The sequence below is a fragment of the Planctomycetia bacterium genome (genome assembly GCA_021413845.1).
In the GTDB taxonomy this organism is placed as follows: Bacteria; Planctomycetota; Planctomycetia; order Pirellulales; family PNKZ01; genus PNKZ01.
The window spans coordinates 1-21881 of the sequence record JAIOPP010000024.1; the positions used below are offsets into that span (position 1 = coordinate 1).

A 21881-nucleotide genomic window follows, 5' to 3' on the forward strand; every position below is an offset into this window, starting at 1 on the left:
AGAACTTTGCCGTCCATGTTGCCGAAGATGTTGTGACCGACCCAACTCATGACGTTCAAATTGCGGCGGGCGAACATCGGGGCCAACACGCTCTTGAGCAGCGTCTCGCCCGTCTTGCCGTCGTAGCCCATGTGGCGCGAGCTTCGTTCGCGAGCCAATTCGTCGATCGCCGGCAGGTTCGTACCAAGCGACGGCGTGAAGTTCAAATGCGAGAACCCGAGATCGAGCGCGGCGATCGCGTAGAGCGAACTTGCGGGCAGCGTGCATTTGCGCGGCTTGTCGATCAGCTTATCGAGCTCGCTCCACTTGGCCGGGAACTGCGCCGGGTCGACCGGAGGCTCCGTCGAAGCGACGTTGATGACGATCACATGAGCCAGCTTATTCTCTTCGGCGAACTTCTTGAGATCGCCTTGAATGCGGGCGATCGTTTCGCGCGGCGTTTCGCTCTTCGTCGCTTTCACAGCCGCCGAAGCAAGGCCTTCGATCGTCGAACCGCAATTCGCGACCGTGCCGGGCCGGATCACCTTGTCGAGCTTTTCCAGTTCGCTTTTCAGCTTCGTGATGAGCTCGCCGTCGATGGCGCGACTTTCGGTGCTCATCCGCATCGCTTCTTCGTAACTCTTCAGCTCGCGAATCTCATGGCCGCCGATGACGAGATCTTTCCAGTCGATCAAATCGAGCGACTTAAACTGCGGCAACTCGCTTACGAGCGCGGTCGTTTGCGTGAGACCCTTCTTAAGCGCCAATAGTCCGACGATAGCCGTCGAGGCGACGCCTCCCTTGGCGCCGATAAACCAAACACCGATTCGATTGCGAGCCATGCGAGTGCGTCTTTTCAGGGTGTGCGATTGCGGAGGCGAGGCGGGAGGGAAACCGGACGCGAGGACTTGATTTACCCGCGTTGGCCGGTTTACGAACTCACAATTGTCGGCAACCGATTGCCCAACGTCAAGGATCGATCGAGGCGACGTATTTGCCGGGCGCAATGCGTGGAGCACACCCTAATTCGAGCATCTCGTTGCCGTGTCTGATACCATGGCCGCGAGGTCACGATCGCAACCCATTCGCTTGTCGAGGAGACGATTGTCATGCCTACGTTCATACCCGGCCCGAAGGTCGTAGCGGCGGCAGGAAATCTTCCGAAACGGATCGAAGAGTTCATCGGTCGAGCCAACTCGGGCACGGCTTCCGTCAGCGTGGCGCGCATGGTCAGTCCGGCGGGTTGGGTCGAGCCGGGACAAACGCCGGAATTCGACGAATACACGCTCGTCTTAAAAGGGACGTTGCACGTCAAGACGCGCGAAGGAGAGATCAAGATCGCCGCCGGGCAGGCGATCATTACCCACGGCGGTGAATGGATCCAGTACAGCACGCCGGGCACGGAAGGTGCCGAATACGTTGCCGTTTGCTTGCCGGCCTTTTCGCCGGGCACCGTGCATCGCGATGCGTGAACGAACCATGTGAACGGCGACGGCCGATTTCGAGCGAAAACCGATGAACGATTCGACATCGACCCCACCTGCCGCTCCGACGCGCGCCGATCGCTTACGCCTGCGCGAACGACCGCAACGAAGATCTGCGATGCGGCAGTCTTGGCGCTCGTTGCTGTTCGCCCATTGGCGCGTCGATCCCGATCGGATTCAACGAACTCTGCCCAAGGGTCTTTATGTCGACACGTTCGACGGCTCGGCTTATATCGGCGTCGTCCCGTTCTTCATGCGCAACATCCGCCCTTGGTGGTTCCCTTGTCTTCCCGGGCTGTCGAACTTCCTCGAACTCAATGTCCGAACCTATGTCTATGATGCCGCGGGAACTCCGGGCGTTTGGTTCTACTCACTCGATTGCAATCAGCCGCTCGCGGTGTGGGGAGCGAGAAAGTTTTATCATCTCCCGTATCGACATGCCGCGATGAGCGCTCCACAGCTCGGCGCCACGATCTCTTATGCATCGCGCGTCGCGCGATCGGAGCTCCATTGCAACGTGCGCTACACGCTCGACAGCAACGAGCGCGAAGCGGTTCCCGGCTCGCTCGATTTCTTCCTGATCGAACGCTATGTGCTGTTCGCGGAGAGCCGACACGGAGAGCCATTCTCGGGCCAAGTCTACCATCGACCCTATCCAATCGTGGCCGCAAGCATCGCCGATTGGGATTGCAATCTTTTTACGACGCAGGACTTCGGCATCGACGGCTCAAAACCGGAACTCCTATGCGGTTCGCATGGAGTCGACGTCGAAGTCTTCGGGTTGCAACACGCTACCGAAGGATGAACTTCGGAAGCGACCGGCTCTACCCCTGCCCTTGCGAGCGGTCGTCCAGCAGTTGCGGGGGCTCGATCAAGTCTCGTGCGACCGGCGGCACCTCGCGCGGCGCGGTCGAGGTATAGCGCCGCCCTTCCGTGCCCGGCATGAGGAACGGCCCGGTCGAATTCGCTTCGACGATTTGTTTCAACTCCGCGCCGTCGATCACTTCCTTCTCGAGCACACGCTCGGCGACTGCGACGAGTGCGGCCTTGCGCGTCGTCAAGATGTGTTGCACCCCTTCGATCGCGGCACTGATGATTCGTTTCACTTCTTCATCTATTTCACGGGCCGTTTTCTCGCTGATCGTGTGGTCGTTTGCCATATCGCGCGAGCTTGCTATGAACGGCGAGCGGTTGCTGGCCCGATAGGTCACGCGGCCGAGTCGGCTCATGCCGAAGTCCATCACCATCGAGCGTGCGATGCCGCTGGCCCGTTCGAGATCGTTCTGAGCGCCGGTCGAGACGTCGTTGAAGATCATCTCTTCGGTCATCGTGCCGGCGAGGAGGATCTGCAGATAGCTTTCGAGTTCGGCGTGCGTCGTCATGTATCGATCTTCTTCCGGCCGCATGATGACCGACGCTAGGGCATTGAGCCCGCGCGGAATGATCGAGACGCGATGGACCGGATAGGTGTTCGGCAACGAGTAAGCCGCCAGTGCGTGGCCCGCTTCGTGGTAGGCCATCCGTTGCTTCTCGTCGGCTTGAATGACGCGATGTTTCTTTTCCATGCCCGAGGTGACCCGATCGATCCCCTCGTTGAACTCGTCCATTCCGACGGACGTTTTTCCTTTGCGCGCCGCCAGCAGCGCCGCTTCGTTCACGAGGTTCGCCAGGTCGGCTCCGGCAAGACCCGACGTCACTTTCGCCACCATCTTGAGGTCGACCGTCTCGTCGAGCTTCACACCATGAACGTGAACGTTCAGAATCTTTTCGCGCCCGCGCACGTCGGGCCGGTCGACGACCACTTGGCGATCGAAACGGCCGGGTCGCAACAACGCGGGGTCGAGCGTTTCCGGACGATTGGTCGCGGCCAGCACGATCACGCCGTTGTTCGAGACGAAGCCGTCCATTTCGACGAGAAGTGCGTTGAGCGTTTGTTCGCGCTCGTCATTGCCGCCGACGATGTTGCCGCCGCGCGTCTTGCCGAGGGCGTCGAGTTCATCGATGAAGATGATACAAGGAGATTTCGCTTCCGCTTGCTGAAACATATCGCGAACTCGGGCCGCCCCGACGCCGACGAACATTTCGACGAAATCGCTTCCCGACAGGCTATAGAACGGAACACCCGCCTCCCCCGCGATCGCCTTCGCCAGCAATGTTTTTCCGGTTCCGGGCGGACCGATGAGCAACACCCCTTTCGGAATCCGTGCGCCGAGGCGTTGAAACTTTTCCGGCGATTTGAGGAACTCGACGACTTCGCGTAGTTCTTCCACCGCTTCGTCGATGCCGGCCACTTCTTCGAACGTGACGCCGATATCTTCTTGGGCATACATCTTCCCGCGGCTTCGGCCGAACGACATCGGCGACCCGGCACCGCTCAGGCGTCGCATGGCAATGAAGATGAACAACAACATCAAGCCGGTCAGAATAATCATCGGCAAGTATTGCTTGATCGGATGCGGCTGGCCTTCGGCGCTGACGTCGTGAAAGCCATTGTCCATGAACAGCTTCATCAACGTGCCGTTGTCGTTGTCGAACCCGTAACGACCGGTATGGAACGTCACGTTCCTCTCGGCATCGCCGGCGGGCTCGATCGACTCCATCGTTACGGTGCCGGTGACTTCCATCGGCGTGACTTTGATGTTCGCCAACTCGGAATAGCGAGTGACACGACGCCGGCCGACGGACTCGCCGCTCACGACGTCGATATAACGCAATTGATTCCGGAGCGCTTGCACCGCAGCCGACTCCGACTTAGCGGCATCCCCCCCGCGCGTTGAAATCGAGGGAGGAGTCGCCGCTGCCGATGGCGATGTCCCGGTGGCAGTCGGTACGGCAACAGGAGCGGTGCCCGTCGGTGTTGCCGCGGCCGGCACGGAAGCGGAAGGGATCGGCGTTGGGGTCGCCACACCGATCGTCGATGTGGCCTTCGGATTTCCCTTTTGGATGAGTTGCACGAGCTCTAGATAAGGAATCTCCGCTTCCCGAGTCGTCCGTACGAAATAGGCCGAAAGGAATAAAAACCCGCAGGTTGCGAGAAAAACCCAGAGCAGAACGGTCGTGAACGTGGCGGGCTTTTTCTCAGGCGTATTCGGGCGCGGTTTCGGCTGATTTTCCATGCGAAGTCACTATTCTCGCGTTTCGAGGTGATGCGGTCCTTGCTATTGTAACACGCCTTCGACGATCGGGTGAAGAACGCCGCCTCGGGTTGTCGCCTTCGACGACGACGCCTAGAATGTCCATCGGCGTGCGGAACTATCGGCGGCGCTTGACATTAGCACGTCGTCGTTCGCCGATGAACTGATCGAAATCGCGGCAGCCTCCGCACCGGCCGCTAGCGCGCCAGGCGCGGGTTTGCCGACTGTCCGCCGCACGATCGTCCTCTTAATCGCCCCAACCTTCGCTTCGCTCGTTCGACCGCATGACAAGCTCGTTCGCATGACCACGCAAGTCGCCGTTCTCGGATCGACCGGGAGTATCGGACGCAACACCCTCGAGGTGATCGCAGCATCCGCAGGGCGTTTGCGCGCAGTAGCACTGACGGCGTTCGCGAACACCGAACTGTTGCTCCGCCAAGCTTGCGAATTCCGCCCGCGCTGGGTCGTAGCTGCCGATGCCGAGGCCGCGAAGCGAACCGATTGGTCGTCGTTGCCGCCGGAATGCGAGTTGCTCGTCGGGTCCGACGCCGTTCCTCGTATCGCCTCCGAATCGGCTGTCGATGTCGTCGTCACCGCGATCGTCGGCAGCGCCGGGCTGCGCGGTACCTGGGCTGCGCTCGAAGCCGGTAAAAAGGTCGCCTTAGCGAACAAAGAGACCCTGGTCATGGCCGGCGGACTCGCCATGAGGCTTGCCGCCGAACGTGGCGCCGTGATCATTCCCGTCGACAGCGAGCACAGCGCCGTCTTCCAAGCCTTGCAAGCCGGCCGACGCCATGAAGTTCGCAGAATCGTGCTGACTGCCAGCGGCGGCCCCTTTCGCAACTACACGCTCGAACAGCTTTCGACCGTAACCGTAGCCGACGCTTTAGCGCATCCCACCTGGAATATGGGCCGCAAGATCACGGTCGATTCGGCAACGATGATGAACAAGGCTCTCGAAATCATCGAGGCCCGTTGGTTGTTCGACCTTACGAGCGACCGGATCGGCGTGGCGATCCATCCTCAGTCGGTGGTGCATTCGATGGTCGAGTATGTAGATGGCTCGGTCGTCGCGCAGCTCAGCCCGCCGGATATGAAGCTGCCGATCCAATATGCGCTCACGTATCCGGATCGTCTGCCCGGTCCTGCCGCTAAAATCGATTGGACCGCACCTCAAAAGCTCGAATTCTTTCCCCCCGACACGACCCGCTTCCCGGCTTTGGAACTAGGCTTGGAAGCGGCCCGTAGCGGCGGCACGACCGGTGCCGTGCTGAATGCGGCGAACGAAGCGGCGGTCGCGCAGTTTCTTGCCGGTGAAATCAAGTTCACCGATATCGTCCCGGCGTGTCGCAGCGTGCTGGACTCTCACAATTACGAACCGCAACCGACGCTCGACCGGCTCATCGAGTCCGATCGTTGGGCTCGACAGGAGATCGCGAATTGGATTTGCCATTAGTCGCCGCCGCGTCCTCGATCGATTGGTCCTACTGGGGGCATCTCGCCCAAGGCATCCTCGCGCTCGGCCTTGTGATCTTCATTCATGAGTTCGGCCATTTCGCAGCCGCGAAACTTTGCGGCGTGCGGGTCGAAAAGTTTTACGTCGGCTTCGATCCCTACGGGCTACGGCTGTTTCGCTTCCGCCACGGCGAAACGGAATACGGCATCGGCGCGATCCCGCTCGGCGGCTACGTCTACATGCTCGGCCAAACCGACAACCCCGGCAAGCAAGCCGAGGAAGCGGAGCGCGCTAAAGCATTGAACGCCGGATCGGCGGCCGAAGGGCTCGTCGAAGGTCAAACGATCGAGAAGCAACAAGTCGTTTGGGATCCGCGCAGCTACCCGGCGCAATCGGTGCCGGAGCGGATGCTCATCATCTCGGCAGGGGTGATAATGAACGCGATCACGGCGTTCTGCTTCGCTACGGTCGCGTATCTCATGGGAGTTCAATACACGCCGACGTCGGTCACGGCGGTTTCTCCCGGCGGGCCGGCTTGGGAAAAGAACCTGAGCGCCGGCGACGTGATCGTGCAGATCGACGACGTAACGAAGCCTCGCTTCGAAGCCGATCTTCGCTCGCGCGTGGCGCTAGCCGATCTGAAAAAGGGGCTCGAATTTCGAGTCAAGCGCGCCGGTAGCGACGAATATGCGCTCGTCGTCCATCCTCGCAAGCCGCGCGCAGATACCGTTCCGTCGCTCGGCATCGCCGGGCCGACTCTTACGAAGCTGAGCAACCCGAAGGATACGAAGAAGTTCCCCTCGACGCTCGAAGGAACACCGGCCCGTGCCGCCGTTCCGGCATTCGAGCCGGGCGACGAATTCGTTAAGATCGGCGACCGCGATGTGCATTCGTACGTCGACATCGCGACCGCGATGACCGAGTTCGCGGATCGGAAGCTTCCGATCACGGTGCGTCGCACGACGGTCGACGCCGGTGGGACCGTGACCGTGCGCGAAGTGAAAACCGAAGTCGCTCCCCGGCCGCTGCGCATGCTGGGCATGACGATGCAGTTCGGTCCGATCGTGAGCGTGCAAATCGACTCGCCTGCGGCCAAGGCCGGATTGCAAGTCGGCGATGTTTTGAAGTCGATCGACGGCGAACCCCTGGGGGATCCCGTCACCGCGTCGGAGCGATTCCGCCGCAAGCAAAAATCGGCGCCGGAAAAGGCATGGCACATCGTCGTCGAACGCAAGACCGGCGACAGCGCGAAAGAACTGACGCTCGACATCGTGCCGCGTGCGGCCGATCGCTTCGAAGCCCCTCTTACGTTCCCTTACTTGTCGTTGCCGACCCTGGGCATCGCGTATTCGATTCCGCCCGTCATCGCGACGGTCGAGCCGGGAAGTTCGGCGGAGAAGGCCGGATTGAAGGCGGGAGATACGCTGACGCTCTTCAAAACGCAACCGACAAGCGAGCCTCTCGAATCGGGTGAAGCTCCGGAAGCAAGAAGCATCAAGCTCACCGAGAACGACATCAACAATTGGCCGGCCTGTGCGCTCGGGCTGACCAGCATGCGCAACAGCACGAAGATCGAACTCACGACGAGCGACGGCCGAAAGGTCGTGCTCGAACCGATCGACTCGAAGGAGTTCTTCTCTACCGATCGTGGCTTCATCTTCCAAGCTCCGAAAGAAATTCGCAAAGCCGAAGACTTATCTCAAGCCTTCAACTACGCCTGGATCGACACGCGCGATTCGATGACGCAGGTCTATCGCTTTCTGCATGCGATGTGGATCGGTCAGATCCCGCCGAACAACGTCGGCGGTGTCATCACCATCGCTACGCAAGCCGGCGAGGCGGCCTCGGGCGGCCTGTCGACGCTGCTCCTGTTCTTGATGATGCTCAGTTGCAATCTCGCCGTGCTCAACTTCTTGCCGTTCCCGGTTCTCGACGGCGGCCACATGGTGCTGTTGATGTACGAGGGAATCTTTCGGCGTCCGCCGCCGGAGCGGTTCGTCAACTATCTCCAATTGGTCGGACTCTGCTGCTTGTTGTTCCTCATGGGCTACGCCTTGAAGAACGACATCTTCCGGCTTCCGTGGCTGAACTAACGGACGCGAACAGCGGGCGATCGCGCTCGCAGTTGCTTCCCGACGGCGTCGTTTTGTTCGATGCCGTCGGGACATTGCTTCGGCCCGAGCCTGCCGTGGCGGAAGCCTATGCCGCGGCTGGCGCACGCTACGGCTCGCGACTTTCTCGAACCGATATCGATGCCGCATTCCGCAGAGTCTTCACGGCGGAAAAGGCCGCGGACTTACGGGACAACGAAGGCCGAACCGACGAAGCTCGCGAGCGAGAGCGTTGGCGAGCGATCGTCGCCGGCGTGTTCGACGACGTCCCGGCCGAGCGTCGCGACGCGCTCTTCGAAGAGCTTTGGAACCACTTCGCGGCACCGTCTTCATGGCGACTGTTCGACGACGTGCGACCGATGCTCAAGCGACTCATCGCGGCCGGCCGCTCCGTGGCGATCGCCTCGAACTTCGATCGCCGGCTGACGCCGATCGTCGCGACGCTTTTACCGGAGATTCCGCTCGAACGAGTGTTCGTCTCGTCCCTTGTCGGATATCGCAAGCCGGCGACGGGATTCTTTCGCGCTAGCGAGCGCAAGCTCGTCGAGCTTGGCATCACAACCAAGTCGTGTACGCTCATCGGCGACGACATCGACGAAGATTTTCACGGTGCGCAAGCGGCAAACTGGCAAGCGATGTTACTCGACCGAGACGATCGATACCCCGGCCTCACGCCGCGCATTCGCAGCTTAGACGAACTCCTCTGAGCGACTCGCGCCGCGTTACTCGATCGTTTCGCGCGCGAGCGCCAGCGCCCCATGCACGACCATCGCTTCGCCGAGCTTCGGTGCCGCGATCTCGTAAGTTCCGACGAGCGTCGGAAACACGTACCGCTCCACTGCCGTACGGAGCGGTCGATAAAACATCGTCTCACCCATCAAAGCCACGCCCCCTCCGACGATGACGCTTTGCGGCGCAAGCAGCGTGATCGTCTGCGCGATGGCCCAACCGAGCGTCTCGATGGCTCTGTCGAGAATCACCTGCGAAGGTCCATGTCCGCGCTCCGCCGCATATGCGAGCTCGCGCGCGGTGATTCGAACCGTCGCCCGCTCACTTTGGATGCTCGGCAACTCCGCGAAGATCGGATCGGCGACTAACTTCGCAGCGGCTCGCTCGATGCCGAGGCCGGAGGCGATCGATTCGACCGTATCATGCGCATCGACGGCGGAGAGGCCTGGCCGTAAGTGGCCGATCTCCGCAGTAGCGGGTCCGAAGCCGTGATAGAGCTTGCCGTGCTGCACGAAGCCGCCGCCGATTCCGGTTCCTACGGTTACATAGAAAACGGGATCGCGACCCTCCCCTGCTCCGAACCGCGCTTCGGCCAATGCGGCAAGGTCGGCATCGTTGCCCAGCGCACATCCCAAGCCAAGCGCCTCGCGACACCACGCGGCCAAGGGAAAGTCGTCCCATCCGGCGACTTGATGGCTCGTGATCGTCCGGCCGGAGATCGCATCGATCGGCCCTCCGAAGCCGATGCCGACCGCGGCCAGGCCGAACTCATCCATCAACGGCCCCGCCGCCGCCGCGATTTGCTTACGAATCCCCGCCGCTCCGGCTTCCCGATCGATCGTCAATCGGACGGGCTCTGCGGCGAACGTGCCGTCGCCGGGTCCGACGCCGAGTTGCAACTTCGTGCCGCCGATTTCGATTCCTAAGAACATCATCGCAATGGCGACTCCGGCCGTGATCGCAGAACCGCTCGTTTCTTAGAACGGCGACTGCTTATTCACCGGCCTACTTCTTGACGGGGTCGGACGATTCTTCCATACCGGCGATATATTGCCGCAGTCGCTCGAGCTCGTCGGTCACATGCCGCAGCCGCAGCATATTTTCAACGCGCTTCAGCAACTCGACTTTGTTGACCGGCTTGCTGAGGAAATCGTCGGTGCCAGCTTGCACGGCCCGTTCGATGTCGCCGAGCTCGTTGAGCGCCGTTACCATGAGGATCATGATCCCTCTCGTCGCGCGATCCGACTTGATCTTCTTGCAGACCTCGAACCCGCTGAGCTTCGGCATCATCACGTCGAGCAAGATGAGGTCGGGCTTGAACTCCGCGACCTTATCGAGGGTGTCTTTCCCGTCGACCGCGATCGCCATATCGCAATCGAGCCCCGCGAGGAATGCCTCGAGCAATTCGACGTTCACCGCATTGTCGTCGGCGATCAAGATGCGACTTTTCGGCAACGGGCTTGTCATGCGATTCTCCAACTCGAAACGGTTGAAGAAGTGGTCAGTGGTCGGTGGTCAGTGGTCAGTTGCGAAAAAGATTACGACATCTCCTCCTACTGACCACCGACCACCGACCACCGACCACTTCGTTTATAACGCTGGAATGCGGGCTGCCGGCACGGGGAACGATTCACATAGCGAGGCTACGTCGCCGCGTACGCGCTTCGCAGTCGCTTCATCGGCCGGGTTCTTCAAAATTTCCAAGATCCAATTGCCGACCTGCTTCATTTCACCGATTCCCATGCCGCGCGTCGTCAGAGCCGGGGTGCCGATGCGAATGCCCGACGGATCCAACGGCTTGCGGAGGTCGTAGGGAATCATATTCTTGTTGACCGTAATCTCGGCCTTGCCGAGCGCCTCTTCGGCGATCTTGCCCGAGATGCCGACGCTCGTCACATCGAGCAGCATCAGGTGGTTGTCCGTGCCGCCGCTGGCGAGCTTGATGCCGCCGGCCATCAATGTTTCCGCAAGAGTCTTTGCGTTGTCGATCACGGCTTGAGCATACTTCTTAAAGCTCGGCTCCAGCGCCTCGCGAAAGCATACCGCCTTACCGGCGATCACATGCATCAGCGGTCCACCTTGGATGCCGGGAAACACGTTGCGATCGACGTCTTTCGCGTAGTCGGCCTTGCACATCGTGATGCCGCCGCGCGGGCCGCGGAGAGTTTTGTGCGTCGTCGAGGTAACGAAGTCGGCGACCGGCACCGGGTTGTTGTGCAAGCCCGCCGCGACGAGACCGGCGTAGTGGGCCATATCGACGAACAACTTCGCGCCGACTTCTTTGGCGATCTCCGCGAACTTCTCGTGCTGGATCTCACGCGGATAGGCGCTCGCTCCGGCGACGATCAGCTTCGGCTTGTGCTCGCGCGCCAACTTCGCCACCTGGTCGAAGTCGATGCGGTGCGTGTCTCGCGTCACGCCGTAGCGGTGGAACTTGTAGAGCTTGCCCGAGATGTTCAGATCCATGCCGTGCGTCAGGTGCCCGCCGTGGGCTAGGTCGAGCCCGAGCACGGAGTCGCCGGGTTGCAAGGTCGACAAGTAGACGACCATGTTGGCTTGGCTGCCCGAGTGAGGCTGCACGTTCACATGGTCGGCCCCGAACAACTGCTTCAACCGATCGCGCGCCAACGTCTCGACGACATCCACATACTCGCAGCCGCCGTAGTAGCGCCGGCCGGGATACCCTTCGGCATACTTATTCGTCAGCACGCTGCCGACCGCTTGCTGCACCGCCGCGCTCGTGTAGTTTTCGCTGGCGATCATCTCCAGCCCGATCGCCTGACGCCGCCCCTCGGCAGCAACGGCGTCCCAAACTTGCGGGTCTTCCTTAGCAAGGAAATTCATGGCGACACGAGTCTCTGAAATCAGTTCGGAATTCGGTACGGAAGTTCGTAGCGAGTAGCCCATTATTCTGGAAGCGAACGGGCGTTTCGTCAATCCGCTGAGAACGGCGGTAAATACCGATGATGAAGTAGCGCCTTCCGCAACGTGCCGAACATTTCGCGAGTCGAACGATTAAAACAACCGCATCTGTCCGCTTGCCGCCTGCGGGGTTTGGAACTTCGAGAAGTCGTATTCGGGCAGCTTACGGTCGAGGCCGAATTTGCGACTGAAGATAGCGAACGACCGGCCGATCTGTTCGGCATAGGCGCCGGTGCCGCGCTGCCGCACGGTCCACTCCGATTGATAAAGGGCTCCGTCGCGCGTGTCGCGAATCAACCCTTCGACTTTATCGCGCTGGTCGGGCCGGTGGGTCGCGAGCCAATCGAGAAAGATCGGCTTCACCGCGAGCGGCAATCGCAGCAGCACATAGCCGGCGCTCATCGCTCCCGCTTCGGCGGCCGCTTCGAGAATGCGCGGCATCTCATGATCGGTAAGGCCGGGAATGATCGGCGCGACCAACACCCGCACCGGAACACCGGTCGCCGAAAGCTTCCGAACCGCCGCGAGCTTCGCCGCCGGAGTCGAGGTGCGCGGCTCCAGCGTGCGGGCCAGTTCATGATCGAGCGTCGTGATGCTGACGTTCACATGCGTCAAGCGTTCGGCGGCCAGCGGCGCAAGCAAGTCGAGATCGCGCACGACGAGCGCATTCTTCGTGATGATCGTGACTGCTTGATGCGCTTCGAGCATCACTTCCAAGAGCCCGCGCGTGAGGCGGAATTTCCGCTCGGCCGGCTGGTAGCAATCCGTTACTCCCGAGAGAGCGATGAGCGAACCTTTCCACGACGGCTTGCCGAGTGCTTCTCGCAACAGCTTCGCAGCCGCGAGCTTCACCATAATGCGGGTCTCGAAATCGAGCCCGGCATTAAAGCCGAGATACTCATGACTCGGCCGCGCGAAACAGTAGGCGCAGCCATGTTCGCAGCCCCGATAAGGATTGGCACTGAAGTCGAACGGTACGTCGGGACTGTCGTTCGTCGCTAAGATCGACTGCGTGTCGTCAACGAAGAACTGAGTCTTCACGCGCCGCTCGGGCACCAGCAACTCATCGTCGTCCGCGAGTTGCTCGTAGTCGTCTTCGACATGAATCGCGACGAATCGATTCGGCGGACTCACCGTAGCCGCACGTCCGACGATCGATTTTGCAGGAGACGACATGAAAAGTGGTCGGTAGTCAGTGGCCGGTGGTCAGTTGAGAAATATTCAGGCTGCTGAAGACTATTCGAGATTCGTTATTCGGAATTCTTTCGTCATTCGAGCTTCGACATTCGTCATTCCCGCACTCACCATTCCGCGGCTACCGGCCCGCCTTCCGGCAGCAGGCATTCCAGCGGGCAGCCGATACATTGCGGCTTCGTCTTGCAATGCTCTTTGCCGAGCCGCACGAGCAGCGCGTGGTATTCATTATAGACTTGCGGATCGGCTTCGAGCCGGCTTTCGAACCAGTCTTTAATCGCGTAGTAGTCGGCCCCGTATTCCATCCAGCCGTGTCGCGCGAGCACGCGCTGCGCATAACCATCGGCGACGAAGGAAGGGACGCCGGCCGCATAGAGCAAAATGCAATCGGCCGTTTCCGACCCGATGCCGTTGACGGAAAGCAACTCCTCGCGGAGCGTGTCGGGAGAGTTTGCGAACAGGGCCTCGAGCGAGCCGTCGTAGCGGTCGACGATGAGCCGTAATAGGTTGCGAAGCCGCTTCGTCTTCACTTGGTAGTAGCCTGCCGGGCGAATCAGTTCGGCAAGTTCCTCCGGTTCCAAGGCGTACAGTTTTGCGATCTCGAGCACACCGGCTTCACGCAGATTTTCGATCGCTTTCTCGACGTTTCGCCAATTCGTATTCTGCACCAAGACTGTGCCGACGAGGATCTCCGTCGGGCCGTCGCCGGGCCACCAATGCTGCGGCCCGAAATGAGCGAAGAGCCGATCGTAGATTTCGCGCGGCAGCATCGTCACGGGTCATTCTCAGATCGAAATATCAAATCCGCAGGGGCGTTCCCTGCGCGATGAAAACTAAAATGTACGCCTTTCATCACAAAGCGGAAAAAGAATTTTTCCGCAAAGTCGACTTGTCATCCGTTCCGACCGCGCGGCTTCTCGATTGCTAGCACGCGCTGCGCTGCGTAGAAGACCATGGATGAAATTGCGCACTCAAATGTCAAGAGAAGATTCGATCGCAAAATATGCCTGCGTAGTGCGGCGCAAAAACACCCTTGGTCGTTTCGACGGCGAGTTTTATAATGCGACCCGTTCGAGAGACACGACATTCGTCGAACGTCGTAGGACCGCTTCCGTTTCGTCCGCTCAGATCTTAGGTTCGTCGCTCAGGTCCATCGAATCAAGGGAAGGTTGCCCAGTGCAGACTGTTCGCCCCAAAGTCGCCGAATTGGTGTTTCAACTCTACGGCCGCTCGCTGCATCCCGAACTTTTCGACATCCATGAATCGCGTTCGTTCGAGCGCGGCGACTATAACGTGAAGATCGACGTTACCGGTGCCGGTCACGTCATCACTTGGCGCTACCAAGGCCTCACGCTGACGGAAGTAGCCGCGGCGAGCGATCAACCGCTGCCGCAGAAGCGCCGCCTCATGTCGTATAAGCTTCGCGGCGAACGAACCGATCGGCTCGATTGCCGCGGCGGCGTGACTTATCAGGTCGGCTTCCAATTAGAGACGGTCGAGCCCGAGATCTTTTGGGCCTTTCAACAAGAATTGACTCGCGACTCGAAGCAGCGAGGCCTGCTCTACAGCTTCAACGGCGGTGGGCGCATGGCGCTCGGAGCCTTGAGCTTCATCGGCGTGGAATCGCGCAACCGCAGCCTGTTGGTGCAATCGTTCCACACCTTCCCCGACGACTACGCGATCGTCAAAAGCCAGTCGCTCTTCGAGATTCCGTAACTCATCGCTGTGAATGCGGCGCATGAAGCGAGTGCCGCACTGGCCGCGCCTTACGAAGTTAGCGCTGCTTGAAATGCCGCGATGCGGTCGGCGATCGGCGCGGGAGGGGGCAAGTGATATTCCTTGCCGACCGACTCGACGCAAAGCTGGACGAACCTTGGGCCCGGCATTCGCAGCACTTCGCTTGCCGCTGCCTTCCACGCGGCCGCGGCATCGAACTGGAGCGACGTCGGAAATCCGGCCGCGCGAGCCATGCCGACGAAGTCGCAGCCGGCCTTCACTTCGCGATCGAGCGGCGCTGCGTATGCCGCCGCGGCAGTCGGTTGGCCGCCGGTTACTTCGTAGAGACCGTTGTCGAATACGATCAGCGTGAGATTCTTCGCCCCGGCCGCCACGATCGACACCAGCGAACTCAAGCCCATCAGCATGCAACCGTCGCCGTTGAGGCAGACGACATGCCGCTCGGGCCGAGCTAGGGCAAGCCCCAGGGCCAGCATCGGCGCGTGCCCCATTGCCGACGGCAGGTATTGAAAGTCGAGCGGATGTTGCGAGAGCTTCGGCCATTCGCGAGCCGAGCCCATCGTCGCGACGACGATCTCGTTCGTGCGAACGTCGCGAAGCGTTTCGAGCACCGTACGAAACGGCATGCGTGCGGTCGTAGTCATCGGAGTTATCCCTTCCCTTCGGCCATGAGGACGAAGCCCGGCGTGCGGCGTTCTGCGCACGTCTTCCAATGCTCGACGATGGCCTCCGGTCCCTCGGGCGGCTGCGTCAGCAAGTAGTCGATGCCCCAAGCCTTGAGGATCGGTTCGGCAAACGCTCGGGCCGAGTCGGTCGAGTTCTTCAGCAGAAAGCTCCGATAACCGATCAAAGCCCGCAGCGGCAAGTGCAGGTCGAAGAGCGCGTTGCGCAACGAGTCGCCCGACTCGAACAAGCCGGTCGACTGCATCACGACCATCGGCCGAGCCCCGCCGAGATGCAACCCCACGGCGACGGCCCAAGCCTCTCCCTCGCGACAGACGCGGACCATCTGAAACCGGGTCGAGGCCGCAATGTCGGCGTCCCACGTGCCGAGCGTCGAATCCGGGAGCCACACGACATGCGTAATGCCGAGCGTGGTGAAAGCGTCGACGATCTGAGAACCGGTGAACATGGGAGGAAGTCAAAAGTTAAAATGCGGAATGCAAAACGATCGCTTATCGCGCCGTGATCCAAAGAAACGGTCGGCCGGCGTCGTCGATCCGTACTTCGTGCTTCATCCCGGCTTGAAACATCGCGCGGTCGAGCACCCCTTGATAGCCGAGCTTTCCCGACGGAATCTTGACTTTGATCTTCGAGGCGTCGAGTTTCTTTTCGACCAGCGTTTGCTCGTCGAACAGCATCGGCAGTTTCACACGGTCGGCGACGACTTGCAACAACTGCGAGGCGGGAATGTCGTCGATCTCGACGTTGCGGAGCGTAAAGAGATCCGGCAACAGCTCGGGAATCGGCTTCTCCGCCGGCCAACCGACCGGCCAGACGTCTTGTCCGGCACCGGCCCGCGTGACGAAGTATTCGAGCGTGCCGCCGGTCGCTACGCGCGGCACGAACGACAATCCTTCGCGGCGCAAAACCGCCGCAGCCACGGTGCCGCACGCGAGCCCCTTCAATTCTCCCGGCACCTTCTCGGCATTCCCGAGTCCGGCGGCGATCGCCGGTTCGGCCACGATCGGATTCGTCGTTCGGTTGCCGATCTCGATGAGCACTTGCTTCACCGTCGCACCGGTCGTCGTGAAGTCGGCAGGCTTCCCGAGATCTTTGGCGATCGCTTCGAGTTGCGCCGGCTGCAAGCCGAACGGAACCGGTTTCGCGCCCGGTTTCTTGCCGGGACCCGACGCTTTCAAATCGGTGACCCACTTGGCAAGCGCTGCTCTATCGTTTCGTCCGAACTTCCCACCGGGAAGCAGTAGCTCGTTGCTCGGGGTAATCACGCCGAACACGCGATAGCCGGTCCCGTCCGCGCCGTCGGGCTTTTCGATCCCCACTTTCTTCGCCCCATTGCCCCCTCCGCCGAGACGCAAGTTGTCGACCCCCGCGCCGGTGAGCATTTCATGCCACGCGGAGATATCGGTCGGCGTGAAGCCGGGCAGCAGCGCGATTTCCAAGTCGACGCGCGGTGCCCCGTTCGCAACGGAAGCGAAAAGCAACATCGGCAAGAGGGCGAGAAGACGCAAGCAACTCATAAGATCGTCACTCCGGGAAACATGCACCGGTCTCTAACGATTATAGCATGCCCGGCTTAGCGACATCGAACCTGTTCGGTTGCGGCAATTCAGGCTTATGGCACAATGACGAAAGCTACAAAGGCAATTGCAGGATTGTCACCGGTCTCCGTCTCGCTTCGAGGAGTTTCTCGCATGGCACGACCCGTTACGTTGTTCACCGGTCAATGGGCCGACTTGCCTTTGGAAGTGCTGGCGCGCAAGGCTTCTGAGTTCGGCTTCAACGGCTTGGAGCTCGCGTGCTGGGGAGACCACTTCGATGTGTCGAAGGCGCTCAAAGACGATTCCTATTGTCGACGGCAGCGCGATCTGCTTGAGCGGCACGATCTGCAAGTTCACGCGATCAGTACGCATCTCGTCGGCCAAGCGGTGCTCGACAACATCGACGCCCGCCATCAAGCGATCTTGCCGCCGCACATCTGGGGCGATGGAGATCCGAAGGGAGTCAACAAACGGGCCGCAGACGAACTCAAGAACACGGCTCGCGCGGCGCAAAAGCTCGGCGTCGACACCGTCAACGGCTTCACGGGCTCAAGCATTTGGCATCTGCTTTATTCGTTTCCGCCGGTCCCAGCTTCGTGGATCGATGCCGGTTACGAGCTCTTAGCCGAGCGCTGGAATCCGATTCTCGACGTCTTCGCCGAGTGCGGCGTGCGCTTCGCGTTGGAAGTGCATCCGACCGAGATCGCCTTCGATCTATATAGCGCCGAGCGAACCCTCGCGGCGCTCGGCCGACGCGAAGAATTCGGCTTCAACTTCGATCCGAGCCATCTCATTTGGCAAGGGGTCGATTCGGTCGAATTCTTGCGCGCCTTTCCGGATCGCATTTACCACGTGCATATCAAAGACGCGATCACGACGCTGAACGGCCGCTCCGGCATCCTTTCCAGTCATCTCAACTTCGGCGATCCTCGACGAGGCTGGGACTTCCGCTCGCCGGGCCGCGGGGGCGTGAACTTCGAGGAGATTATTCGCGCGCTCAACGGCATCGGTTATCAAGGGCCGTTGTCGGTCGAATGGGAAGATTCGGGCATGGATCGAGAACACGGAGCGCGCGAGGCGGCTGAATTCGTCAAACGATTGGATTTCGCCCCGAGCGGCCGCGCCTTCGATGCGGCATTCGAAAAAGAGTAACGGCGGCGGAGAGGCGCGTCGCCGCATGGTATGATCGAAGGGAAAGCTTTCGGACCTCGACGAGCCCTGCATCCCGATGACCGCTGCGCCGCTGCTGAGAATTCGTTTCGCCGGAACGAGCGCCTCGTTCTTGTTCGCCATCGTGTTCGCGTCGACTTGGACGACGATTGCATACGCGGACGACGTTGCGGAGAAATCCGTCGGCGAGATCGCTACGGCATACGAAGCGGAAGCCGCTCGCTACCGCGCTCAGTTGGCAGAGTTGGCCGCGTGGTGTCGCGAACGGAATCTCGCTGCCGAAGAAAAGCGAGTCGCCGGCTGGCTTCCGAAACGCGAGCCGGACAAAAGCTACTTCTTTTTGATCACGCCGGATGTCGCGACTCCGGGCGACACCGTGAAAGATTCGGAGTTTGCAGTTCGGTTTCGCACGCTGCGCAACGAGCATGCGGAACGGCTTTTTGCGCTGGCCCGCACGGCGGCGAAAGAGCAAGAATATTCGACGGCCGTACAACTCGCCTACGAAACCTTGCGCGAGAATCCGCTTCATGAAGCTGCGCTGAAGCTTCTAGGCTACCAACTGCTGGATGGTCGGCGACTCTCGTATTTCGAGTTGACGAAGCGACGAGCCGGGCAGGCGTGGCACGCCGAGTTCGGCTGGATATTGCAAAGCCATGTCGCTCGCTACGAGGCCGGCGAACGTTACTTAAGCGGCAAGTGGGTAGCAGCGGCGGAAGATGCGCGACTCCATGCGACGATCGATCGCGGCTGGAATATCGATACCGAGAACTTTCGCGTTCGCACGAACCACAGCTTGGAAGAAGGAGTGCGGCTGGCCGAACGGTTGGAGAAGATGAATCAGGTTTGGCGCCAGCTTTTCGCCCGCTACCAAACACCCGAGGCGGAGTGGAAGCGACTTTTCGACGGCGGCGCTCCGCGCGAATTGCCGCGCAAGCGATTCAACGTCGTTTATTTTCGGACGCGCGAGGAATACGTCGCGGCGCTGATCAAGCGCGAGCCGAGGATCGAGATCACGGCCGGCATTTTCATGAATGACGACGACACGGCCTATTTCTTCGCCGATCCGGAAAAGAACAACGATCCGTTTCTCTTCCATGAAGTGACGCATGAGCTGTTCTCACTCTCGAAGCGAACGCTAAACGTCGGCGCGAAGGGGAATTTCTGGATCGTCGAGGGGATCGCCTGCCAGATGGAGTCGCTGATCTTGCACGACGACTTCGCCGAGCTCGGCGGCGTCGATAATCCACGGATGCGTGCGGCTCGGTTCCGGCTTCTCGACACCAAGTTCTACGTGCCGCTCCTGGAGTTCACGGCCCTCACGCGAACGCAAATGCAGAGCGACTCACGGATCGCGATGCTCTATAGCCAGGCCTCCGGCATGGCTTCGTTTCTCATGTACGGCGAGCAAGGAAAGTATCGCGAAGCGACGGTCGACTATCTCGACGCGATCTATTTGGGTCGCGATACGCCGCTGACGCTCACCCAACGGACCGGCCGCAGCTATGCGGAGCTCGATGCCGATTATCGCCGGTATATCGAGGCGTTGCCGATGCCCGCGCCTGCCGCACCCTCGAACTAAGCGCTTACTTCTCGAGGAGTTCGAGAAGATATTTGCCGTAAGGGTTGCGCATTTCGGTGCCGAGACGTTCGAGTTGCGCGGCATCGATGAAGCCGCGGAGGTGGGCGATCTCTTCCAGACACGCGACCTTGAAGCCTTGCCGAGCTTCGATCGTTTCGATGAAGTTCGAGGCTTGCAACAGCGACTCGTGCGTCCCGGTATCGAGCCAAGCGAAGCCGCGGCTGAAGATCTGCACCTCCAGCGCTTCCCGTTCGAGATAAACTCGGTTCACGTCCGTAATTTCGAGCTCGCCGCGCGGCGAGGGCTTCAGGTTCGCGGCGATATCGATGACTTGATTGTCGTAGAAATACAAACCGGTAACGGCGAATTTCGACCGCGGCTTCTTCGGCTTTTCTTCCAACGAGATCGCGCGACCGGTCGTGTCGAATTCGACGATGCCGTACGCCTCGGGATTCTTCACGGCATAGGCGAAGACCGTCGCTCCCGCGGGCTTCGACGCCGCCTTGGCGAGCATCGCTTGCAGGCCTTGGCCGTAGAAGAGATTGTCGCCGAGCACAAGCGCCACATGATCGCGGCCGACGAACTCGCGACCGATATGAAATGCTTGGGCCAGTCCTTCGGGCTTAGGCTGCTGCGCGTATTCGCTCCGCATGCCGAGCCGCGAACCATCGCCCAGCAGCCGCTCGAAGCTCGCGGCATCGTGCGGCGTGGTGATGATGAGTACCTCGCGAATGCCGGCAAGCATCAAGGTCGACAGCGGATAGTAGATCATCGGCTTGTCGTAGATCGGCAGCAATTGCTTGCTCACGGCGAGCGTGAGCGGATGTAACCGCGTGCCGGATCCGCCGGCGAGGATGATCCCTTTTTTGAAATGGTTCATGGTGCAGTGGTCGATTCTCGGTGATCAGGGGTCGGAGGGAAGCATGCGATGCGCCGAATGCCGAGGCATCGTTCGCTTCTTCATCGAGTATTGAGTATCGCCTTTTATGTCGTCAGCCCGAGACGTTCGCGAGCGTAGACGCCGCTGGTGATTCGCTCGATCCAGGTCGGGTTGTCGAGATACCAACGAACCGTCGCTTCAAGTCCTGTCGCGAGGTTCTGCCGTGGCTCCCAACCGAGCTCGCGTTTGATCTTCGAGGCGTCGATCGCGTAACGTCGATCGTGGCCCGGCCGATCTTTCACGTACTTCACCAAGCTTTCGCACGGAGCATGCGCTAAGTCCGGACGAAGCCGATCGACGATCGAGCAGATCGTGCGGACGATTTCCAAGTTCGGCCGCTCGCAATTGCCGCCGACGTTGTAGGTCTCGCCCGGTGCGCCGGCCGCGAGCACCGTGCGCAGGGCACGACAATGATCGTCGACATAGAGCCAATCGCGCACTTGCATCCCGTCGCCGTAGACCGGCAGCGGCTTCCCTTCGAGCGCGTTGAGGATCATCAACGGAATCAGCTTCTCGGGGAATTGAAACGGCCCGTAGTTGTTCGAGCAATTCGTAATGACGGTCGGCAGACCGAATGTGTGGTGGTAGGCGCGAACGAAGTGGTCCGACGAAGCTTTGCTGGCCGCATACGGCGAGTTCGGCGAATAGCGAGTGGTTTCGGAGAACGCGCCGATCGGACCGAGCGAGCCGTAGACTTCGTCCGTCGAAACGTGAAGGAAACGGAACCGTTCGCGCTCTTCGGCCGCTAGGTCGCGCCAATGCTTCAAGGCGACGTCCAGCAACGTGCAGGTGCCCACGACGTTCGTCTGAATGAACGCGGCCGGGCCGTCGATCGAACGGTCGACATGCGACTCGTCGGCGAAATGGACGATCGCGCGAGGCCGATGCTCGCGCAGCAACTCGGCCATGAGGGCTCCGTCGCAAATATCGCCGTGCACGAATGTATACGCGGCATCTGCTTGGACCGATTCGAGCGAGTCGAGATTGCCTGCGTAGGTCAAGGCGTCGAGATTCACCAGCGGCGCCGACTCCTCGGCGATCCACTGCCGCACGAACGCCCCCCCGATGAACCCCGCTCCGCCCGTAACCAGAATCGTTTCACTCATGATTTACACGCTATTTCGAGATTCGTTTACTTGCGAGCCGCGATAGGGATCGGTCGCTTAAAATAGACCTGGAGACATTCCCAACTGTGTATTGCGCGGGCGGATTATAGTGATTAAG

The 21881-nt window shown here is 60.4% G+C and carries 20 protein-coding genes; 8 read left to right on the plus strand and 12 right to left on the minus strand.

Annotation, left to right across the window (positions count from 1 at the left end):
* The coding region (locus K8U03_04965) for an inositol-3-phosphate synthase (GenBank protein ID MCE9604238.1) at positions 1–821 on the minus strand (821 nt) is incomplete at its 3' end.
* Between the two features lie 267 nt (positions 822–1088).
* Here K8U03_04965 and K8U03_04970 point away from each other — a divergent pair.
* Together K8U03_04970 and K8U03_04975 are read left to right on the plus strand one after the other, a co-directional pair.
* Positions 1089–1451 (plus strand): cupin domain-containing protein, encoded by a 363-nt coding sequence (locus tag K8U03_04970; GenBank protein MCE9604239.1) that lies wholly within the window; start codon positions 1089–1091, stop codon positions 1449–1451.
* A gap of 43 nt (positions 1452–1494) precedes the next feature.
* Positions 1495–2268, plus strand: coding sequence for a DUF2071 domain-containing protein (locus tag K8U03_04975; GenBank protein ID MCE9604240.1), 774 nt, complete (start codon positions 1495–1497; stop codon positions 2266–2268).
* A 19-nt stretch (positions 2269–2287) separates the two neighbouring features.
* Here the strand turns inward: K8U03_04975 and ftsH are convergent, their stop codons facing one another.
* On the minus strand, positions 2288–4087 hold the full coding sequence (gene ftsH / locus K8U03_04980; GenBank protein ID MCE9604241.1) for an ATP-dependent zinc metalloprotease FtsH: 1800 nt from the start codon (positions 4085–4087) through the stop codon (positions 2288–2290).
* Positions 4088–4898: 811 nt separating this feature from the next.
* Between ftsH and K8U03_04985 the strand changes: the two genes are divergently transcribed.
* From K8U03_04985 to K8U03_04995, 3 genes are read left to right on the plus strand one after another with little or no spacing between them, the layout of a single operon-like run.
* A complete protein-coding gene (locus K8U03_04985) occupies positions 4899–6053 on the plus strand; it encodes a 1-deoxy-D-xylulose-5-phosphate reductoisomerase (protein MCE9604242.1) in 1155 nt (384 codons plus the stop codon).
* Positions 6038–8146, plus strand: a complete 2109-nt coding sequence (locus K8U03_04990; protein MCE9604243.1) for a site-2 protease family protein — start codon at positions 6038–6040, stop codon at positions 8144–8146. Before K8U03_04985 ends, K8U03_04990 begins: the two co-directional genes overlap by 16 nt.
* Entirely contained in the window at positions 8134–8871 is a 738-nt protein-coding gene (locus tag K8U03_04995) for an HAD family hydrolase (protein MCE9604244.1), read from the plus strand. Before K8U03_04990 ends, K8U03_04995 begins: the two co-directional genes overlap by 13 nt.
* A gap of 15 nt (positions 8872–8886) precedes the next feature.
* Here the strand turns inward: K8U03_04995 and K8U03_05000 are convergent, their stop codons facing one another.
* The 5 genes from K8U03_05000 to K8U03_05020 form a co-directional block, all read right to left on the minus strand.
* Entirely contained in the window at positions 8887–9825 is a 939-nt protein-coding gene (locus tag K8U03_05000; GenBank protein ID MCE9604245.1) for an ROK family protein, read from the minus strand.
* A gap of 73 nt (positions 9826–9898) precedes the next feature.
* A complete protein-coding gene (locus K8U03_05005) occupies positions 9899–10360 on the minus strand; it encodes a response regulator (protein MCE9604246.1) in 462 nt (153 codons plus the stop codon).
* Positions 10361–10483: 123 nt separating this feature from the next.
* Entirely contained in the window at positions 10484–11737 is a 1254-nt protein-coding gene (locus K8U03_05010; protein ID MCE9604247.1) for a serine hydroxymethyltransferase, read from the minus strand.
* Positions 11738–11908: 171 nt separating this feature from the next.
* A complete protein-coding gene (locus tag K8U03_05015; protein ID MCE9604248.1) occupies positions 11909–12991 on the minus strand; it encodes a PA0069 family radical SAM protein in 1083 nt (360 codons plus the stop codon).
* Between the two features lie 125 nt (positions 12992–13116).
* Positions 13117–13779 carry an endonuclease III domain-containing protein gene (locus K8U03_05020; protein MCE9604249.1) on the minus strand — a complete coding sequence of 221 codons (663 nt, stop codon included), beginning with the start codon at positions 13777–13779 and terminating at the stop codon, positions 13117–13119.
* A 406-nt stretch (positions 13780–14185) separates the two neighbouring features.
* Between K8U03_05020 and K8U03_05025 the strand changes: the two genes are divergently transcribed.
* Positions 14186–14725: a DUF2617 family protein gene (locus K8U03_05025; protein ID MCE9604250.1), complete on the plus strand. Its 540-nt coding sequence runs from the start codon at positions 14186–14188 to the stop codon at positions 14723–14725.
* A 50-nt stretch (positions 14726–14775) separates the two neighbouring features.
* On the opposite strand, the gene K8U03_05030 is transcribed toward K8U03_05025, so the two are convergent.
* The 3 genes from K8U03_05030 to K8U03_05040 are packed head-to-tail and all read right to left on the minus strand — an operon-like array spanning position 14776 to position 16947.
* Positions 14776–15390: a thiamine pyrophosphate-binding protein gene (locus K8U03_05030; protein ID MCE9604251.1), complete on the minus strand. Its 615-nt coding sequence runs from the start codon at positions 15388–15390 to the stop codon at positions 14776–14778.
* Between the two features lie 5 nt (positions 15391–15395).
* A complete protein-coding gene (locus K8U03_05035) occupies positions 15396–15878 on the minus strand; it encodes a hypothetical protein (protein MCE9604252.1) in 483 nt (160 codons plus the stop codon).
* 43 nt (positions 15879–15921) lie between these two features.
* Positions 15922–16947 carry a hypothetical protein gene (locus K8U03_05040; GenBank protein MCE9604253.1) on the minus strand — a complete coding sequence of 342 codons (1026 nt, stop codon included), beginning with the start codon at positions 16945–16947 and terminating at the stop codon, positions 15922–15924.
* A gap of 174 nt (positions 16948–17121) precedes the next feature.
* Here K8U03_05040 and K8U03_05045 point away from each other — a divergent pair, with 174 nt between their 5' ends.
* Positions 17122–18120: a sugar phosphate isomerase/epimerase gene (locus K8U03_05045; GenBank protein ID MCE9604254.1), complete on the plus strand. Its 999-nt coding sequence runs from the start codon at positions 17122–17124 to the stop codon at positions 18118–18120.
* 76 nt (positions 18121–18196) lie between these two features.
* Positions 18197–19717, plus strand: coding sequence for a hypothetical protein (locus tag K8U03_05050; protein MCE9604255.1), 1521 nt, complete (start codon positions 18197–18199; stop codon positions 19715–19717).
* 4 nt (positions 19718–19721) lie between these two features.
* On the opposite strand, the gene rfbA is transcribed toward K8U03_05050, so the two are convergent.
* Entirely contained in the window at positions 19722–20597 is an 876-nt protein-coding gene (rfbA, locus tag K8U03_05055) for a glucose-1-phosphate thymidylyltransferase RfbA (protein ID MCE9604256.1), read from the minus strand.
* A gap of 104 nt (positions 20598–20701) precedes the next feature.
* Entirely contained in the window at positions 20702–21763 is a 1062-nt protein-coding gene (gene rfbB / locus K8U03_05060) for a dTDP-glucose 4,6-dehydratase (protein ID MCE9604257.1), read from the minus strand.
* Between the last annotated feature and the right edge of the window lie 118 nt (positions 21764–21881).

Excerpts from the sequence above, each read along its gene's own strand:
- K8U03_05045 (MCE9604254.1), top strand. The coding sequence starts at position 17,122 with ATGGCACGACCCGTTACGTTGTTCACCGGTCAATGGGCCGACTTGCCT.
- K8U03_05000 (MCE9604245.1), bottom strand. The coding sequence starts at position 9,825 with ATGTTCTTAGGAATCGAAATCGGCGGCACGAAGTTGCAACTCGGCGTC.
- K8U03_05020 (MCE9604249.1), bottom strand. The coding sequence starts at position 13,779 with ATGCTGCCGCGCGAAATCTACGATCGGCTCTTCGCTCATTTCGGGCCG.
- K8U03_05030 (MCE9604251.1), bottom strand. The coding sequence starts at position 15,390 with ATGACTACGACCGCACGCATGCCGTTTCGTACGGTGCTCGAAACGCTT.
- K8U03_05010 (MCE9604247.1), bottom strand. The coding sequence starts at position 11,737 with ATGAATTTCCTTGCTAAGGAAGACCCGCAAGTTTGGGACGCCGTTGCT.
- K8U03_04970 (MCE9604239.1), top strand. The coding sequence starts at position 1,089 with ATGCCTACGTTCATACCCGGCCCGAAGGTCGTAGCGGCGGCAGGAAAT.
- ftsH (MCE9604241.1), bottom strand. The coding sequence starts at position 4,087 with ATGGAAGTCACCGGCACCGTAACGATGGAGTCGATCGAGCCCGCCGGC.
- K8U03_04985 (MCE9604242.1), top strand. The coding sequence starts at position 4,899 with ATGACCACGCAAGTCGCCGTTCTCGGATCGACCGGGAGTATCGGACGC.
- K8U03_05050 (MCE9604255.1), top strand. The coding sequence starts at position 18,197 with ATGACCGCTGCGCCGCTGCTGAGAATTCGTTTCGCCGGAACGAGCGCC.
- rfbB (MCE9604257.1), bottom strand. The coding sequence starts at position 21,763 with ATGAGTGAAACGATTCTGGTTACGGGCGGAGCGGGGTTCATCGGGGGG.
- K8U03_05015 (MCE9604248.1), bottom strand. The coding sequence starts at position 12,991 with ATGTCGTCTCCTGCAAAATCGATCGTCGGACGTGCGGCTACGGTGAGT.
- K8U03_04975 (MCE9604240.1), top strand. The coding sequence starts at position 1,495 with ATGAACGATTCGACATCGACCCCACCTGCCGCTCCGACGCGCGCCGAT.
- rfbA (MCE9604256.1), bottom strand. The coding sequence starts at position 20,597 with ATGAACCATTTCAAAAAAGGGATCATCCTCGCCGGCGGATCCGGCACG.
- K8U03_05005 (MCE9604246.1), bottom strand. The coding sequence starts at position 10,360 with ATGACAAGCCCGTTGCCGAAAAGTCGCATCTTGATCGCCGACGACAAT.
- K8U03_05040 (MCE9604253.1), bottom strand. The coding sequence starts at position 16,947 with ATGAGTTGCTTGCGTCTTCTCGCCCTCTTGCCGATGTTGCTTTTCGCT.
- K8U03_05035 (MCE9604252.1), bottom strand. The coding sequence starts at position 15,878 with ATGTTCACCGGTTCTCAGATCGTCGACGCTTTCACCACGCTCGGCATT.